This is a genomic window from Cupriavidus sp. PB-02 (genome assembly GCF_058252315.1).
In genome coordinates this window covers 192,807-207,119 of sequence record NZ_CM177695.1, presented here as the reverse complement: position 1 = coordinate 207,119, position 14,313 = coordinate 192,807, and the positions used below count along the sequence as shown (strand labels likewise).

General features: G+C 68.8%; 14 protein-coding genes. 4 read left to right on the top strand and 10 right to left on the bottom strand.

Annotated features, from left to right (window positions below):
* Position 1: 1 nt before the first annotated feature.
* Positions 2–1,183, bottom strand: a complete 1,182-nt coding sequence (locus tag AC10V3_RS21625) for an FIST signal transduction protein (RefSeq protein WP_022537424.1) — start codon at positions 1,181–1,183, stop codon at positions 2–4.
* Between the two features lie 151 nt (positions 1,184–1,334).
* Positions 1,335–2,321 (bottom strand): Bug family tripartite tricarboxylate transporter substrate binding protein, encoded by a 987-nt coding sequence (locus AC10V3_RS21620; RefSeq protein WP_022537423.1) that lies wholly within the window; start codon positions 2,319–2,321, stop codon positions 1,335–1,337.
* Positions 2,322–2,520: 199 nt separating this feature from the next.
* Between AC10V3_RS21620 and AC10V3_RS21615 the strand changes: the two genes are divergently transcribed.
* Both AC10V3_RS21615 and AC10V3_RS21610 read left to right on the top strand, forming a co-directional pair.
* Positions 2,521–3,447 (top strand): LysR family transcriptional regulator, encoded by a 927-nt coding sequence (locus tag AC10V3_RS21615; protein ID WP_022537422.1) that lies wholly within the window; start codon positions 2,521–2,523, stop codon positions 3,445–3,447.
* A 14-nt stretch (positions 3,448–3,461) separates the two neighbouring features.
* On the top strand, positions 3,462–3,701 hold the full coding sequence (locus AC10V3_RS21610) for a hypothetical protein (protein ID WP_349608692.1): 240 nt from the start codon (positions 3,462–3,464) through the stop codon (positions 3,699–3,701).
* Here AC10V3_RS21610 and AC10V3_RS21605 read toward each other — a convergent pair.
* From AC10V3_RS21605 to AC10V3_RS21585, 5 genes are all read right to left on the bottom strand, one after another.
* On the bottom strand, positions 3,688–4,695 hold the full coding sequence (locus AC10V3_RS21605) for a Bug family tripartite tricarboxylate transporter substrate binding protein (protein WP_022537420.1): 1,008 nt from the start codon (positions 4,693–4,695) through the stop codon (positions 3,688–3,690). The genes AC10V3_RS21610 and AC10V3_RS21605 overlap by 14 nt on opposite strands.
* 204 nt (positions 4,696–4,899) lie before the next feature.
* Complete coding sequence (locus tag AC10V3_RS21600) at positions 4,900–5,631, bottom strand: SDR family NAD(P)-dependent oxidoreductase (RefSeq protein ID WP_022537419.1); 732 nt, start codon at positions 5,629–5,631, stop codon at positions 4,900–4,902.
* Between the two features lie 171 nt (positions 5,632–5,802).
* Complete coding sequence (pcaF, locus tag AC10V3_RS21595) at positions 5,803–7,005, bottom strand: 3-oxoadipyl-CoA thiolase (RefSeq protein ID WP_490924008.1); 1,203 nt, start codon at positions 7,003–7,005, stop codon at positions 5,803–5,805.
* Between the two features lie 52 nt (positions 7,006–7,057).
* Complete coding sequence (locus tag AC10V3_RS21590) at positions 7,058–7,699, bottom strand: 3-oxoacid CoA-transferase subunit B (RefSeq protein ID WP_022537417.1); 642 nt, start codon at positions 7,697–7,699, stop codon at positions 7,058–7,060.
* A gap of 26 nt (positions 7,700–7,725) precedes the next feature.
* Positions 7,726–8,388: a 3-oxoacid CoA-transferase subunit A gene (locus tag AC10V3_RS21585; RefSeq protein ID WP_041681662.1), complete on the bottom strand. Its 663-nt coding sequence runs from the start codon at positions 8,386–8,388 to the stop codon at positions 7,726–7,728.
* 516 nt (positions 8,389–8,904) lie between these two features.
* On the opposite strand from AC10V3_RS21585, the gene AC10V3_RS21580 reads away from it, so the two are divergent.
* Positions 8,905–9,147 carry a hypothetical protein gene (locus tag AC10V3_RS21580; protein ID WP_022537415.1) on the top strand — a complete coding sequence of 81 codons (243 nt, stop codon included), beginning with the start codon at positions 8,905–8,907 and terminating at the stop codon, positions 9,145–9,147.
* Positions 9,148–9,253: 106 nt separating this feature from the next.
* Here the strand turns inward: AC10V3_RS21580 and AC10V3_RS21575 are convergent, their stop codons facing one another.
* Positions 9,254–12,319, bottom strand: coding sequence for an AAA family ATPase (locus tag AC10V3_RS21575; RefSeq protein ID WP_022537414.1), 3,066 nt, complete (start codon positions 12,317–12,319; stop codon positions 9,254–9,256).
* Entirely contained in the window at positions 12,316–13,464 is a 1,149-nt protein-coding gene (locus AC10V3_RS21570) for an exonuclease SbcCD subunit D (protein WP_022537413.1), read from the bottom strand. Before AC10V3_RS21570 ends, AC10V3_RS21575 begins: the two co-directional genes overlap by 4 nt.
* Before the next feature lie 140 nt (positions 13,465–13,604).
* Between AC10V3_RS21570 and AC10V3_RS21565 the strand changes: the two genes are divergently transcribed.
* The gene (locus AC10V3_RS21565) at positions 13,605–13,961 is read left to right on the top strand and encodes a YgiW/YdeI family stress tolerance OB fold protein (RefSeq protein WP_022537412.1); all 357 of its coding nucleotides are present in this window, start codon (positions 13,605–13,607) and stop codon (positions 13,959–13,961) included.
* A 95-nt stretch (positions 13,962–14,056) separates the two neighbouring features.
* Here AC10V3_RS21565 and AC10V3_RS21560 read toward each other — a convergent pair whose 3' ends face one another.
* Positions 14,057–14,263, bottom strand: coding sequence for a dodecin (locus AC10V3_RS21560; protein WP_022537411.1), 207 nt, complete (start codon positions 14,261–14,263; stop codon positions 14,057–14,059).
* Positions 14,264–14,313 lie beyond the last annotated feature (50 nt).

Genomic DNA, 14,313 nt, shown 5'->3' with positions numbered 1-14,313 from the left:
TTCATTGGCTGGTGAAAACAGTCAGCACCCCCGTGTAGCCGTAGAGGTGATCCCTTGCGATCTCGCCGCCGGCAAAGAAACCGGCCAGCGGCAGGTCGCCCAGCGCGCGGCGCACGGTCTGCAGTTCGGCATGCGGCGCGCCGAAATGCGGCCCGCCCCTGCCTGAGCAGCTGATGTAGAGCGCGCCCCGTGCGCGGCCGTGGCCGCCGTCCTCGATCTCGGTGCGGATCTCGGTGGCGACGCGCACCAGGTCCGCGCGCGCCGCAGTGGCATTGCGCGTGCAGAATGCCAGCCGCATGCCGGGCTCGACCATGTCGGCCAGCGCCAGCACGCGATGCTGTACGTCCAGGCCGATCAGGTGGCGCACCAGCGTATCCGAGCCGAACCTGCCGGGCAGGACCGGGGCATCGTCGGTGGCTGAGTTCAGGCCGGCGAGCGTTCCCGAAAGTGCCTCCGCCATGGTCTCCAGCGGGGCGTCGCGTTCGACGCCCAGGTCCTGCAGGATGCAATCCAGGGCCGGCTTGCCATCCAGCGCGAACAGGAGGTTGTGATCGCTGCGGGTCACGGCGCGCACCGGCCCGATCGGCTGGCAGCCCTGCGTGACGCGGGAGACCAGCCCGATTTCGGGGCCGAACAGCACGCCCGACAGCCCGCCGGAGAAGACGCCATCGGCAATGTGCAGGGTACGGTTGCGGGCCGAGGACAAGCCGCCGAAGAGGTAGCCGGTGGCCGTTCGCGCGCTCAGCTCGTGCAGCAGGTCCTGGACATCCGGCGTACTGCCCTCGGCATGCACCAGCGCGGTATGGGGAACGAAGCCGGAAGACGGGGCCGGCAAGGGCTGGCGCCCCGAAAACAGCTGGAAGCTGTCGCGCGGGAACGGCGCCGCCATCAGCACCATGGCCGGCTCGTCGAAGTACTCGACGCCGCTGGCGGATACTCCCAGGCCGACCGTGCCTACCCAGGACACGCCGGGCCAGTTCTGCTGCAGCGCGGCAAGGATCGCCTCGGCGGCCAGCGCGTAGTAGTCGCTCAGGTAGCACCAGCCGAGCGTCAGCGGCGGCGGGCTGTCCGACTTCGCCTGGCGCAGGAAATCCTGCGTGTCCAGCTGGCGCTGGCAGTCGGCCAGCGCGACCTGCCACTCGACGTGGGCCGCGTCAGCGTGAACGAAGGCAAGGTCATGCATGATGGTTCCTCCGTATTCAGGCTGACGACATCCATTGGACCCCGGCCGGCAAGGGGTGTTCAGGTGACGTTATGGCGGCCGATCAGAGGGCGCAGGCGCGTTTCACAATGATCTGGTGTAATGCCAGCGCCGCTTCCCGTGAGCGCGGCCGTTATTCCGCCTTCGCCCCCGAATCCCGCGCCACCTTGCCCCACTTGTCTGTTTCGGCGCGGATAAAGGCGGCAAGCTGCGCCGGCGTCAGGTCGCCGGCGGTCACGCCCTGCTCGTCGAACCGCTTCTGCACATCGGGCGCCTTCAGCAGCTTGCCCAACTCCGCCGCCACGCGCTGCTCGACCGCGGCAGGCGTGCCGCGCGGTGCCATCAGCGCGAACCAGGTGGTGACCTCGTAGCCCTTGATGCCGCTCTCGGCCAGCGTCGGCACGCCGGGATAGGCGCCCGAGCGCTTCGCCGTGGTCACGGCCAGCGCCTTGACCTTGCCGCTGCGTACGTGCGGTGCCGCCGACGGGCTGGTCTCGATCGCCATCTGGATCTGGCCGGCGATCAGGTCAGTCATCATCGGCGCGCCGCCCTTGTACGGCACGTGGGAGATATCGGTGCCGGTCATGGCGCGGAACAGCTCGCCCGACAGGTGCTCGGTGCTGCCGATGCCGGCCGAGCCGTAGTTGACCTTGCCCGGATGCGCCTTGATATAGGCGATCAGTTCGGGCACCGACTTTACCGGGATGGCGGGGTTGACCAGCAGCACGTTGGGGGTCAGCGCGACCAGGCCGACGGGATCGAGGTCGCGCGTGAACTCGTACGGCAGGCTCTTGTAGATGGCCGGCGCCATGGTGTGCGCCACGGTGGCCAGCAGGAAGGTGTAGCCGTCGGCCTGCGCGCGCGCCACGTTGGCCGCGCCGATGGTGCCGCCGGCGCCGGGGCGGTTGTCGACTACCACCGGCTGATGCAGCGCCTCGCCGAGCTTCTGGCCGATGGTGCGGGCGAGGATATCGGTGGTACCGCCGCTGGCGAACGGCACCACCAGCGTGATCGGTTTGGTGGGCCAGTTGTCGGCGGCGATGGCGGTGCCGGTGGCCAGCATGGCGGCGCCGGTAATGCAGGCGGCAAGCGCGCCAACGATGCGCGATACGGGCTTCATGCAGTCTCCTGTGAGGATAAGTCGCGTAGTTCCGGGACAGCGGGCGCCTGCCCGCTTGTTGTGGCCGCGACTCTACGTAGCGCATGGCAAGCCCGCCAGTCGGCATCCGTTAACGGGTCTTCAGGATCTGTGAACCGTCTGGCGGATTTCCGCTACGATGCGGGCAATTCAGGCCAGGCGGCAACAGCGGAGACAAGAGATGGAACTGAGGCAACTGCGCTACTTCGTCAGCGTCATCGAGCACGGCAGCATGGGCAAGGCCGCGCTGGAGCTGGGCGTGGTCACGTCGGCGCTGAGCCAGCAGATCAGCCGGCTGGAGAGCGAGCTGTCCACGCGGCTGCTGCAGCGCACCTCCACCGGCGTGGTCGCCACCGACGCCGGGCTGGCCTTCTGGCGCCAGGCCCAGCTGGCGCTGCGCCATATCGACGACGCCGCACTCGCCGCGCGCCAGGCGCGCCTGTCCGGCCACGTCAGCGTGGGCCTGCCGCCAAGCACCGCAGCGGTGCTGGCGCTGCCGTTCATGCAGGCCATGCGCGAGCGCTATCCCGATGTGCGCCTGCGCATGGTCGAAAGCCTGTCGGGCTACCTCGGCACCATGCTGGGCGCTCGCCAGATCGACCTGGCGGTGCTGTTCAGCGAGGAATCGGCGCAGCGCCGGACCGTACTGCCGCTGCTGGATGAAAGGCTGTTCGTGATCGGCGCCAGCGGGCTGGCCGGCATGCCGCGCGGCAACCGCACCTCGGTAGCCGCACTCGGCAAGCTGCCGCTGATCCTGCCGAGCGGCTCGCACGGGCTGCGCGCGCTGGTGTCGGCGTGCTTCCAGCACGCCGGGCGCGAGCCCCGCGTGGTCGCGGAGATCGACGGCCTGGCAATCCTGATGGACGCGGTGCAGGGCGGCCTGGGCGCCACCATCCAGCCCGGCGCCGCGCTGGCGCGCAGCCAGGGCGCGCCCTACCGCAGCGTGCTGCTCACCGATCCCGACGCGACCCGGCCGAACCTGCTGGTAAGCCTGTCGGACGATGAACTGTCGCCCGCGGCGCTGGCCGCGCGCGTGGTGCTGGCCGACGTGGCCGCCACGCTCGTGCGCGACGGCCGCTGGCCGGGCGCGACGCTGCGGCCGCGCTAGTGGCGGCGGCGTTCATGAAAGCTGAAGCCCTCGCCATTGTGCAGCAGCCTGCTGAAAAATTCGGCGAGGTTCCAGGCTCTCGCCAGCGCGCGCATGAACTCGCGGTTGCGCAGCTCAGGAAACCTCGCACGTTCATCGGAGCAAAAAAGAAAAAAGCCCCCGTGCCGCGAGGCAAGAGGGCTTCCACACGCGGTACATCGCACCGCTGCGACGCGCCGCCGGGCATGCGTCGGATGAAACTCAGTCCACCGTAGCGCCCGAAGCCTTCACCACCTTCGACCACTTGGCCGTTTCCGACTTCATGAACGCAGCCAGCTGCGCCGGCTTTTCGGGGTTGGGCTCGGCACCCTGGTCGGCCATCTGCTTCTTCACTTCCGGCATGGCGAGGATCTTCACCACTTCGGCGTTGAGGCGGTCGATGATCGGTTGCGGCGTGCCGGCGGTGGCGTACAGCGCGAACCACGAGGTGGCTTCATAGCCGGTCACGCCGGACTCGGCCACGGTCGGCACGTTCGGCAGCGCCGGCGAGCGCTTGGCCGAGGTCACGGCGATGGCGCGCAGCTTGCCCGCCTTCACGTGCGGGTACGACGACGGCATGTTGTCGAACATCAGGCCGATCTGGTTGCCCAGCAGGTCATTCACGGCAGGCGCGCTGCCCTTGTACGGGATGTGCTGGATATGCAGGCCGGTCATCGAGTTGAACAGCTCGCCCGACAGGTGCATCGACGAGCCGCTGCCCGACGAGCCGTACGACAGCTTGTCCGGGTTGGCCTTGACGTAGGCGATCAGTTCCTTGACGTTGTTGACCGGCACCTTGGGGTTCACGACCACCAGGTTCGGCACCATCGCCACGCGGGTGATCGGCGCGAAGTCCTTGACCGGGTCGTACGGCAGCTTGGAGTACAGCGACTGGTTGATCGCGTGCGTGCCGATGGTGCCCATGAACAGCGTGTAGCCGTCGCCAGGCGCCTTGGCTGCCAGCGAGGCGCCGATATTGCCGCCCGCGCCCGGACGGTTGTCGATCACGACCGGCTGGCCGAGCGCCTTGCCCAGCTGCAGGCCGACGATGCGGGCCAGGATGTCGGTGGTGCCACCGGCCGAGAACGGCACGATCATGGTGATCGGCTTGGTCGGGTAGCCGCCCTGTGCGTGGGCAGCGCCGGCAAAGCCGATGATGGTGGTGGCCAGCACCACGCCTGCGGCGAGCAGGCGGCGGCGGGTGGTGGAGGTCTGGGAATCGAGTCTCATCGGTATTACTCCGGTGTATGGCTGTCCGGCGGCGATTGGGGGCCGCGCGGGACGTTGTGCTGAAAAGGCGTGATTGCCGTTCCCGAACGGATGCTGCGCACACGCGCGCATCCGGTGGGCGACCCGGCCACGGGCCGCCATGCTGCGTGACGTTTGGTTAACGTCTCTTCTTGTTCAATGCTTGAATACCCGGATCTGGCGCGCTTACACCGGCGCAACACCCAGCGTGGTGCCGCCGCAAACGTACAGCACCTGGCCGGTGACAAAGCCGTTGTCGGGTGACAGGAAGAACAGCGCGGCGCGCGCGACGTCTTCCGGGGTGCCCATGCGCTTGACGGTGATGCTGGCGAGGATGCGTTTGGTCTGTTCGGCGCCTTCCGGGTTGCTCTTGCGGAACAGTTCGGTGGCGATCGGGCCCGGGGCGACGGCGTTGACGGTCACGCCGTCGCCGCCCAGTTCCATCGCGAGCGTGCGGGTCATGCCGATCAGGCCGGCCTTGGTGGCCGAGTACACCACGCGTTCGGGCTTGCCCAGCGCGGCGCGCGAGGCCATGTTGACGATGCGGCCGAAGCCGGCGGCGCGCATCGCGGGCAGGCAGGCTTGCGTGAGCAGCAGCGGGGCCTGCAGGTGCAGGCCGGTCACGTAGTCCAGGTCGGCGACGGTGGCGGTGGCGGCGGTGCCGGGCCGGGTGGCGCCGGCATTGTTCACCAGGCGCGTGACCGCAAAGCGCGAGGTCACCTGTTCCGCCACGGCGCGGGTCGCGTCGGCGTCGGTCAGGTCGGCCTGGAAGAAGGTCATGTTCGGGTGCGACCAGGCCGGTTCGGCATAGTCGACATTGACCACCTGGGTCACGCCATCGGCCAGCAGCATTTCACAGATGGCGCGGCCGATACCGGAACTTGCGCCGGTCACGAGCGTGGCTACGGGAAGGGACATCTTTCACTCCACTACCGGCAACGCAGCGCGCGGCCGGGACATGCAAATGCGAAAAAACGATGGTCGTACGGATTCTTGAATCAGGGTGTCACCCTGACAACTACCGCTAACCGGCTCCCTCTCCCGCTAGCGGGAGAGGGAGCAAACCCTCGGCAATGCAACCTGCTACCTTCAGACGCGCTCGATCACCATCGCGATACCCTGGCCCACGCCGATGCACATCGTGCACAGCGCAAAGCGGCCGCCGGTGCGGTGCAGCTGGTACATCGCAGTCGTGACCAGGCGCGCGCCGCTCATGCCCAGCGGGTGGCCCAGCGCGATCGCGCCGCCGTTCGGGTTGACGCGCTTGTCGTCGTCGGCCACGCCCAGTTCACGCAGCACCGCCAGGCCTTGCGCGGCGAACGCTTCGTTCAGTTCGATCACGTCGATCTGGTCCATGCTCATGCCGAGCTGCTTGAGCAGCTTTTGCGACGCCGGTGCCGGGCCGATGCCCATCACGCGCGGCGCCACGCCGGCGGTTGCCATGCCGACGATGCGTGCGCGCGGGGTCAGGCCGTGTTGCTTGATGCCGGCTTCACTGGCCAGCAGCAGCGCGCAGGCGCCGTCGTTCACGCCCGAGGCATTGCCAGCGGTCACGGTGCCGTCAGCACGGACCACGCCGCGCAGCTTGGCCAGCGCTTCCATGCTGGTGGCGCGCGGGTGCTCGTCGCGCTCGACCACGATCGGGTCGCCCTTCTTCTGGGCGATGGTGACCGGGGTGATTTCCTGGGCCAGGGTGCCGTCGGCCTGCGCGCGCGACGCCTTTTCCTGGCTGCGCAGCGCCATCAGGTCCTGATCTTCGCGGCTGATCTTGTAGTCGGTGGCGACGTTCTCGGCGGTCTCGGGCATCGAGTCCACGCCGTAGGCAGCACGCATGGCCGGGTTGATAAAGCGCCAGCCGATGGTGGTGTCGAAGATCTGCGCATCGCGCGAGAAGGCGCTGGTGGCCTTGCCCATCACGAACGGAGCGCGGCTCATGCTTTCCACGCCGCCGGCGATCATCAGCTGCGCCTCGCCCGACTTGATGGCGCGCGCGGCGGTGCCGGTGGCGTCCATGCCCGAACCGCACAGGCGGTTGATGGTGGCGCCCGGCACGCTTTGCGGCAGGCCGGCCAGCAGCAGCGACATGCGCGCCACGTTGCGGTTGTCTTCGCCGGCCTGGTTGGCGTTGCCATAGATCACGTCTTCAATGGCCGACCAGTCCAGGTTCGGGTTGCGGGCCATCAGCGCCTTCAGCGGCACCGCGCCGAGATCGTCCGGGCGCACCGCGGACAGGCTGCCGCCGTAGCGGCCGATGGGGGTGCGGATGGCGTCGCAGATAAAGGCTTCGGTCATGGTGTGTCTCTCTCGTCTTGGTGTGTGTATCGGTGCGGGCACTAATGCGTACTTATGCGGCCTGCTTCAGCGGAACGCCGGTCAGGCGCTGCAGCTCTTCAAAGCTCAGCCCTTCGACAAGGTCGCGTGCGACCAGCCCGTCGGCGGTCACGTCGATCGTAGCAAGATCCGTATAGATGCGGGTCACGCAGCCGATGCCGGTGAGCGGATAGGTGCACTGCGGCACGACCTTGCTCTCGCCCTGCTTGGTGTGGTGCTCCATCATCACGAACACCTGCTTGGCGCCGATCGCCAGGTCCATCGCGCCGCCCACGGCGGGGATCGCGCCGGGTGCGCCGGTATGCCAGTTGGCGAGGTCGCCCTTCTCCGACACCTGGAACGCGCCCAGCACGCAGAAGTCGAGGTGGCCGCCACGCATCATCGCGAACGAATCGGCGTGGTGAAAGTAGGAGCCGCCCGCCTTGATCGTCACCGGCTGCTTGCCGGCGTTGATCAGGTCGCCGTCTTCCTCGCCCGGTGCGGGCGCGGGGCCCATGCCGAGCAGGCCGTTCTCGCTGTGCAGCAGGATTTCCTTGTCTGCGGGCAGGTGGTTGCCGACGAGCGTCGGCAGGCCGATGCCGAGATTGACCACGGCACCTTCGGGAATGTCTTTGGCCACGCGGGCGGCCATCTGATCGCGGGTCAGGCGTTGCATGTTGGTTCTCCTGTTGCCTGTCGCACTCACGCGACCTTGACGACGCGCTTGACGAAAAGGCCCGGCGTCACGATGTGTTCGGGGTCCATCTCGCCCAGCTCGACCACGCGGCTGACCTGCACGATGGCGCATTTGGCGGCCATCGCCATGATCGGGCCGAAGTTGCGCGCGGTCTTGCGATAGGTGAGGTTGCCCCAGCGGTCGGCGGTGTCGGCCTTGATCAGCGCGAAGTCAGCATGGATCGGGGTCTCGAACACGTAGCCCTGGCCGTCGATGATGCGCGTTTCCTTGCCTTCTGCCAGCGGCGTGCCATAGGCGGTGCGGGTGAAGAAGCCGCCGATGCCCGCGCCGGCTGCGCGGATGCGCTCGGCCAGGTTGCCCTGCGGCACCAGTTCCAGCTCGATCTCGCCTGCATGGTAGAGCGAGTCGAACACGTACGAATCCGACTGGCGCGGGAACGAGCACACGATCTTGCGTACGCGCTTGGCCTTGAGCAGCGCCGCCAGCCCGGTGTCGCCGTTGCCGGCATTGTTGTTGACGATGGTCAGGTCGCGCGCGCCTTGCTCGATCAGCGCGTCGATCAGTTCCGCGGGCATGCCTGCGAGACCGAAGCCGCCGATCAGGATGGTGGCGCCGTCGTGGATGCCGGCTACTGCCGCTTCCACCGTGTCGTATAGCTTGTTGATCACTTGCGTTCCAGGTCGGAAGATCCGCCAGGCCACCGGAGCGGGCCGCAAGGCGCGGCGCATGAAGGACTGTCTCCGGTAGTCCTGCCGGAAAGGATGTTCGTCTCGGCCCCGCGGCTCTTGTGCCGCGTTTGCCGCCCGTTGAGCGGTCCAGCAGACTGCGTGGTGTTGTTGCGACTTGTGCGCGCCGCTCGCTCGATACTCGCGAGATGTTCGTAATTCGAACTTGAATTCGCAGAATGAACAGGTTACACCTGCGCGATGGAGAGGGTCAAGCGAGGGCTGAGGGCGAAGATAACGCGGTGGGCGATAAACGCGCAGGGTGATGCAGGCGCCCCGTGTAGGACAGGGCCGACAGGACAATCGGCTCGCACTCGATATGGGCTGAGGGCGGCGCGGGCTATCGTTGAATCAGAGCAAAGGCAGCATCGCAAAGCAGCCACCGGACCACCCGGCTGAGCGCGGTGCCGCAAAGCTGGAAACAAGTCGAGAGCACAAGACAAGGACGAGGAGCCCGCCATGGCAACCGCCAACGTCCCGATTCAATCCACGCATCATGCCGCGCTTGCGCGCATCCTGCATGTCACGGAGCAGGCGTGGGGACTGGGTCAGCAGAAGGATCAACAGAGCGCGATCGCTGCGCAGGACACACGCAAATTGATGCCGTCTTTGTCGCGCCGTGCGCGGCTGGCTCGCGCCGCGGCGCGAGCGCTTGAAGCGCAGGTGATGGCGATTCGTTGCCGGCAGGTGTTTGTGGTGTGATGGGCGTTGTCGCGGGGAAGAGCGCCTGCCCTCTCCCCCGGCCGCTCTCCCGCAAGCGGGAGAGGGGAGCAAACCGAGCGTATAGCGTTTTCTGCGAGCGTCAGCTTTATAACGCTGCGGCAGTTGCGCCCGTCAACACCGTCCGGCTCCCACCCACACCCGGCCTCACTTCCAGCCGCACGTCAATGCGTTCCCGCAGTTCGGTAACGTGAGAAATGATCCCCACCAGCCGCCCCGCCTGCTGCAAGTCCAGCAACGTGCGGATCGCAAAGTCCAGGCTCTCGGGATCGAGCGTGCCGAAACCCTCATCCACAAACAACGTATCGAGCTGGATGCCGCCCGCGCGCGACTGCACCACGTCGGCCAACCCCAGCGCCAGCGACAGCGAAGCCAGGAAACCTTCGCCGCCCGACAACGTGTTGGCCGGGCGCGGTGCGCCGGTGTCGTAGTCGAACACTTCGATATCGAGCCCGCCCGCGCTGCGCTGGTCGCCCAGTTCGCGCACGCGCTGCAGCACATAGCGGCCGCGGCTCATCGCCAGCAGCCGCGCCGACGCGGCTTCGAGCACCTCGTCGAGCAGCGTCGCCAGCACGAAGCGCTGGAACGTCATGCGGCGCGGGTTGTTGCCGTTGGCGACTTCGGCCAGCCGGCCCAGGACCGCATAGCGGGCCTCGATGTCGCGGCCCTGCGCGTCTAGCTGCTGCAGGCGCTGGTGGCATTGCTGCAAGGCGTCGCGCGAACGGCCGCGCTCGGCTTGCTGGCGGACCAGTGCTTCCACTGCCGCGGCTGCCGCCTCCCTCGCCTCACGCAGGCCATCGAGGTCCGGCGCATCGAGCGATTGCGCCGCGGCCTCGGCGCGCTCGCGCCGGTCCGCGGCGGCGGCAAGCTGGGCGTCGAAGGTGCGCAGCGTGGCGTCAATCGCCTGCATCGCATCGTCGGGCAGGCTGTTGGCGGCATGCGCCTGCACGTCGGCAAAGGCTTCCTGTGCCAGCGCTTGCGCCAGCACGCTGTCGGCATCGGCGAGCCGGGTCGCGGCCTGCGACTGCACCTGACGGGCCGACGCCAGCGCTGCCTGCGCACCCGCGGCATCGGCGGCGGCCTGGCGCTCGGCCGCCTGCGCGGCGGCCAGCGCGCGTTCCAGCGTGGCGAGCATGGCCTGGGCCTGGCGCAAGGCCTCAACGAGCGCCGCCGGGTCGCGCGAATCTTCCGGGACTTGCGCGCTGGCGGCCTGCCATTCGCCCTGGCAGCGGGCCAGCGCCTGTGCGGCGGCTTCGGCTGCCGTGGCGGCATCACGGCTGGCGGCTTCCGCGGCATCGCGTGCGCTGCGGGTGGCAACGATGGCGGCTTCGCGTTGCGCCACGCTTGCCGCGGCCTGTTTGCCTTCGGCCAGCGCGCCTTCCAGGGCGGCGATCTCCGACTTCAGGTGGCGCGCGGCCTCGTCCGACACATCGCCCAATGCCTGCGCGATGTCGTCCAGCCGCTCGCGCGCCTGCGCGATGGCTGCCTGCGCGGCCTGATGCTGGCCGGCGCAGCGCACCGCCCGGGACTCGGCTTCCAGCGCGGCCTGGCGGGTCTGTTCCAGCGCTTCGTCCGATAGCGGCGCGGCCACATGCAGCGCCGGCGTCGGATGCGCAGTGCTGCCGCATACCGGACAGGCATCGCCCGACGCCAGGCTAGCGGCGAGGCGCGCGGCCTGTCCGGCGCGCCAGAGGGATTCCGCTTCCGCGAGCGTGCCGCGGCTGCGGTCGCGGGCGCGCAGCGCCTGCTGCGCCGCCGCTTCGGTATCGGCCGCCTGGTTCATCGCGGCGGTCAGCACCCCGGCGGCCTGCGCGTGGCGGCTGAACTGCCGCGCCCGTTCCTGCAGCGCGGCCAACTGAAGCTGCGTCGCCTGCGCCTGCGCGCCGGCAAGCTGCGCCTGGGCGAGCGCGGACTCGGCGGCGACGGCGTCGGCCTGGCGTGCGGCAAGCTGTGCCGTAGCCCGTTCCCGCGCGGTAGCCGTGGCGGCCTGTTTGCCTTCGGCGGCCTGCAATGCGGCCCGCAAGGCGCCGAGCTGCTGCGCGCGCGGCAACATGGCTTCCAGTTGCGAGACGCGCCGCTGCGCGGCCTGGCGCTCGCCGGCACGCGCCGTTTCCGCCTGCAACGCGGCTGCGACCTGTTCCGCCTGTTGCGCGGTACGGGCCGCCTGTTCGCCGGCCTGTGCCAGCGCCGCGCCGGCCGCCGTCTGGTCACGCTGCGCCGTCTGCCATTGCTGCAGCGCCGGCCTGACGCGCGCGGCACGTTGGGCGGCATGCAGGCGTGCGCGCTCGTCTTCGATCGACGGCTGGCGTGCCAGCAGCGCCGCATGCGCGGCCTGCGCCTGCTGGCGCTCCTGCAGGCGCGCCGCCACCTGCTCGGCGGCACCCAGCGTCGTCTGCGCGGTGGCCAGCACAGTGCGCGCGCCCTGCTCCTGCCCGTGCAGCGCCAGCAGTTCCGCCTGCAGCGCGGCGATGCCATCGGTCAGCGCCTGCGCGGACTCCACGCCGGCCTGTCGCAGTGCTTCCTCGCGCTGGATGCCGATGCGTTCGGCATCGCGGCGGATCTCGGCGGCTTGCGCCTTCAGCAACTCTTCTACGCGGCGATACAGCTCGGTGCGGAACAAGCGCTCCAGGATCGCCTGCCGTGCCTGCGAACTGGCCGTCAGCAGTTCACGGAAACGCCCTTGCGGCAGCACGATCACCTGGCGGAACTGCGCGCTGTCGAAGCCCAGAAGATCGCGGATCGCGTCGCTGACCTTGCCCGGCTGGCTGGCCTTGCTGACCCAGCCATTGCCGTCATGCAGGTCCAGCTGCGCCTTGGCGGCCTCGGTCACCCAGCCTTCGCCGCGCTGCTTGGGCCGCTCCTGCGCGGGCGAACGGACCACGCGCCAGCGCTGCGCGCCGAGGCTGAACTCCAGCGTGACCTCGGTCCGCAATCCTGGCGCCGCATTGGCGCTGCGCATCGCCTGCGCGCTGCGTTCGCCGCCGGAGGTATCGCCGTACAGCGCAAAGCAAATCGCGTCGAGCAGCGTGGTCTTGCCGGCGCCGGTGGGACCGTGGATCAGGAAGAAGGCCTGGTCGCCCAGCCGCGTGAAGTCAACCTGCTCGGTCGCGGCAAAAGGCCCGAAGGCCTGCAGGGTCAGATGCAGCGGTCTCATGCCGACTCCCGTTCCGCGGCGGCCATGCCCGCCAGCACCTGGTCCAGCACCTCGCGCTGGCCCGGCTCCAGCTCGGCATTGGCCACCTCGCGGAAGAAGCTGGCGAACAGTTCGCCGGTGCCGAGCTGCCGCAGCTTGCGCCCGGCCTCCGAGGCCGTGCCGCTGCGCGCCAGCACCGTACGCTCGATGGCCAGCGCGTTGGGATAGACCTGGCGCAGCTTCGCCATCGGGTCCAGCAGCGCGCCGGTATCGGTCAGCCGCGCGTGGATGTAGTCGTCGCGTTGCGGATCGGTAGTGCCCGCGTCCAGCAGCGCGGCCAGTTCGCCTTCGACCACGCGCACATCGCGCAGCGGCTGCAGCGGCACGGGCGTGATGGTCACCGCGCCGTCCGCGCCCAGTTCGATGCGCGACACGGATTTGTCATGCGCGCACTCGGACAGCGAGTATTTCAGCAGCGAGCCCGCATAGTGGACGCGCCCGCCGCCCAGCGTCTGCGGCCGGTGCAGGTGGCCCAGCGCCACCAGGTCGAAGCCGGCGAACAGGTCGGCGGCCACGGCGCCGCTGCCGCCGACCGACAGCGGCCGTTCGGATTCGCTGGCCGCGCCGCCCACCACGAAGGCATGGCCCACCACCACGGCGCGCACGCCGGGCGGGTGCACGGCGCGGATGGCATCCAGCTGCGCGCGCAGCGCGGCTTCATGCGAAGGCAGTTCGGTGCCCATCGCATCGCGCACCACGGCTGGCTCCGCATAAGGCAACGCGTAGAGGCGCACTTCGCCATGGGCATCGTGCAGCGTCACGCAGGCGGCCTCGGCCAGCGTGCGGCCGGCCACGTGCAGGCCCTGCGCACGCATCAGGCGCGCGCCGAATTCGAGCCGCTGGGCGCTGTCGTGGTTGCCGGCGATCATTACCACCGGCACGCCGGCATCGACGACGATGCGGCCCAGCACGTCGTCGAGCAGCGCCACCGCCTCGGGCGGCGGCACGGCGCGGTCATAGACGTCGCCGGCGACCAGCACGGCGTCGGGGCGTTCGGTGCGGACCAGTTCGACAAACTGGTCGAGGAGATGGGCCTGGTCTTCCAGCAGGCTGCGGGCATGGAAGAGGCGGCCGAGATGCCAGTCGGCGGTGTGGAGGAAACGCAATCTGGGACCCGATCAGTGAAGGCGCGAAGGCAGCATCATAAAGCGTCGCGCCCCGCGAGCCCGTTCAGCAACGGTTCAGGCGTGCCGGCGCATCATGCATGCCATCGCCCCCGTGATCCCAACCTCAACGGAGAACGCACATGAAACACATCCTGACCGCCACCGCCCTGACCCTTGCATTTGGCCTCGCCGCCGCCGGCGCCAGCGCCCAGTACACCGGCCCCTCGGCCATCCCCGTGATGACCGTCAAGGCCCTGCAGGCCGACGGCAAGGACGACCAGAACGCCGTGCTGCGCGGCAAGATCGTCAGCAGCGTCGGCGACGAGCGCTACCTGTTCTCGGACGGCACCGGCCAGATGAAGGTGAATATCAAGTCTAAGCTGTGGCCCGCACAGAAGCCCGTGGACGCGCAGACCACGGTGGAGCTCGTCGGGGAGTACGACAAGGAGCTGATCGGCGAGTCGCACTTCGACGTGAAGGAGATCCGCCTGCCCTGAGGCGACGAAACCCCGCGCGCGGCGCAATCCGGGTGCGCGCCGCGCGGTGGTGCGGCGGTGTAACGACGGGCGGCGCGGTATGCGCTGCGCCGCGATCAGGTCACGCGGAAACCCACTTTCAGCGTGACCTGGTAATGCGCGATCTTGCCATTCTGGATATGGCCGCGCGTTTCCACCACTTCGAACCAGTCGATGTTCTTGATGGTTTCGCCAGCCTTGGTAATGGCGCTCTGGATGGCCTGGTCGCAACCATCGGGCGAAGAGCCGACGATCTCGACCAGCTTGTAGGTATGGTTGGTCATGTCCCTCTCCTTGGCGGGCGCACCCGCGGGGGTTCCATCCATCATAGGCG

Excerpts from the sequence above, each read along its gene's own strand:
- AC10V3_RS21625 (WP_022537424.1), bottom strand. The coding sequence starts at position 1,183 with ATGCATGACCTTGCCTTCGTTCACGCTGACGCGGCCCACGTCGAGTGG.
- AC10V3_RS21620 (WP_022537423.1), bottom strand. The coding sequence starts at position 2,321 with ATGAAGCCCGTATCGCGCATCGTTGGCGCGCTTGCCGCCTGCATTACC.
- AC10V3_RS21615 (WP_022537422.1), top strand. The coding sequence starts at position 2,521 with ATGGAACTGAGGCAACTGCGCTACTTCGTCAGCGTCATCGAGCACGGC.
- AC10V3_RS21610 (WP_349608692.1), top strand. The coding sequence starts at position 3,462 with ATGAAAGCTGAAGCCCTCGCCATTGTGCAGCAGCCTGCTGAAAAATTC.
- AC10V3_RS21605 (WP_022537420.1), bottom strand. The coding sequence starts at position 4,695 with ATGAGACTCGATTCCCAGACCTCCACCACCCGCCGCCGCCTGCTCGCC.
- AC10V3_RS21600 (WP_022537419.1), bottom strand. The coding sequence starts at position 5,631 with ATGTCCCTTCCCGTAGCCACGCTCGTGACCGGCGCAAGTTCCGGTATC.
- pcaF (WP_490924008.1), bottom strand. The coding sequence starts at position 7,005 with ATGACCGAAGCCTTTATCTGCGACGCCATCCGCACCCCCATCGGCCGC.
- AC10V3_RS21590 (WP_022537417.1), bottom strand. The coding sequence starts at position 7,699 with ATGCAACGCCTGACCCGCGATCAGATGGCCGCCCGCGTGGCCAAAGAC.
- AC10V3_RS21580 (WP_022537415.1), top strand. The coding sequence starts at position 8,905 with ATGGCAACCGCCAACGTCCCGATTCAATCCACGCATCATGCCGCGCTT.
- AC10V3_RS21575 (WP_022537414.1), bottom strand. The coding sequence starts at position 12,319 with ATGAGACCGCTGCATCTGACCCTGCAGGCCTTCGGGCCTTTTGCCGCG.
- AC10V3_RS21565 (WP_022537412.1), top strand. The coding sequence starts at position 13,605 with ATGAAACACATCCTGACCGCCACCGCCCTGACCCTTGCATTTGGCCTC.
- AC10V3_RS21560 (WP_022537411.1), bottom strand. The coding sequence starts at position 14,263 with ATGACCAACCATACCTACAAGCTGGTCGAGATCGTCGGCTCTTCGCCC.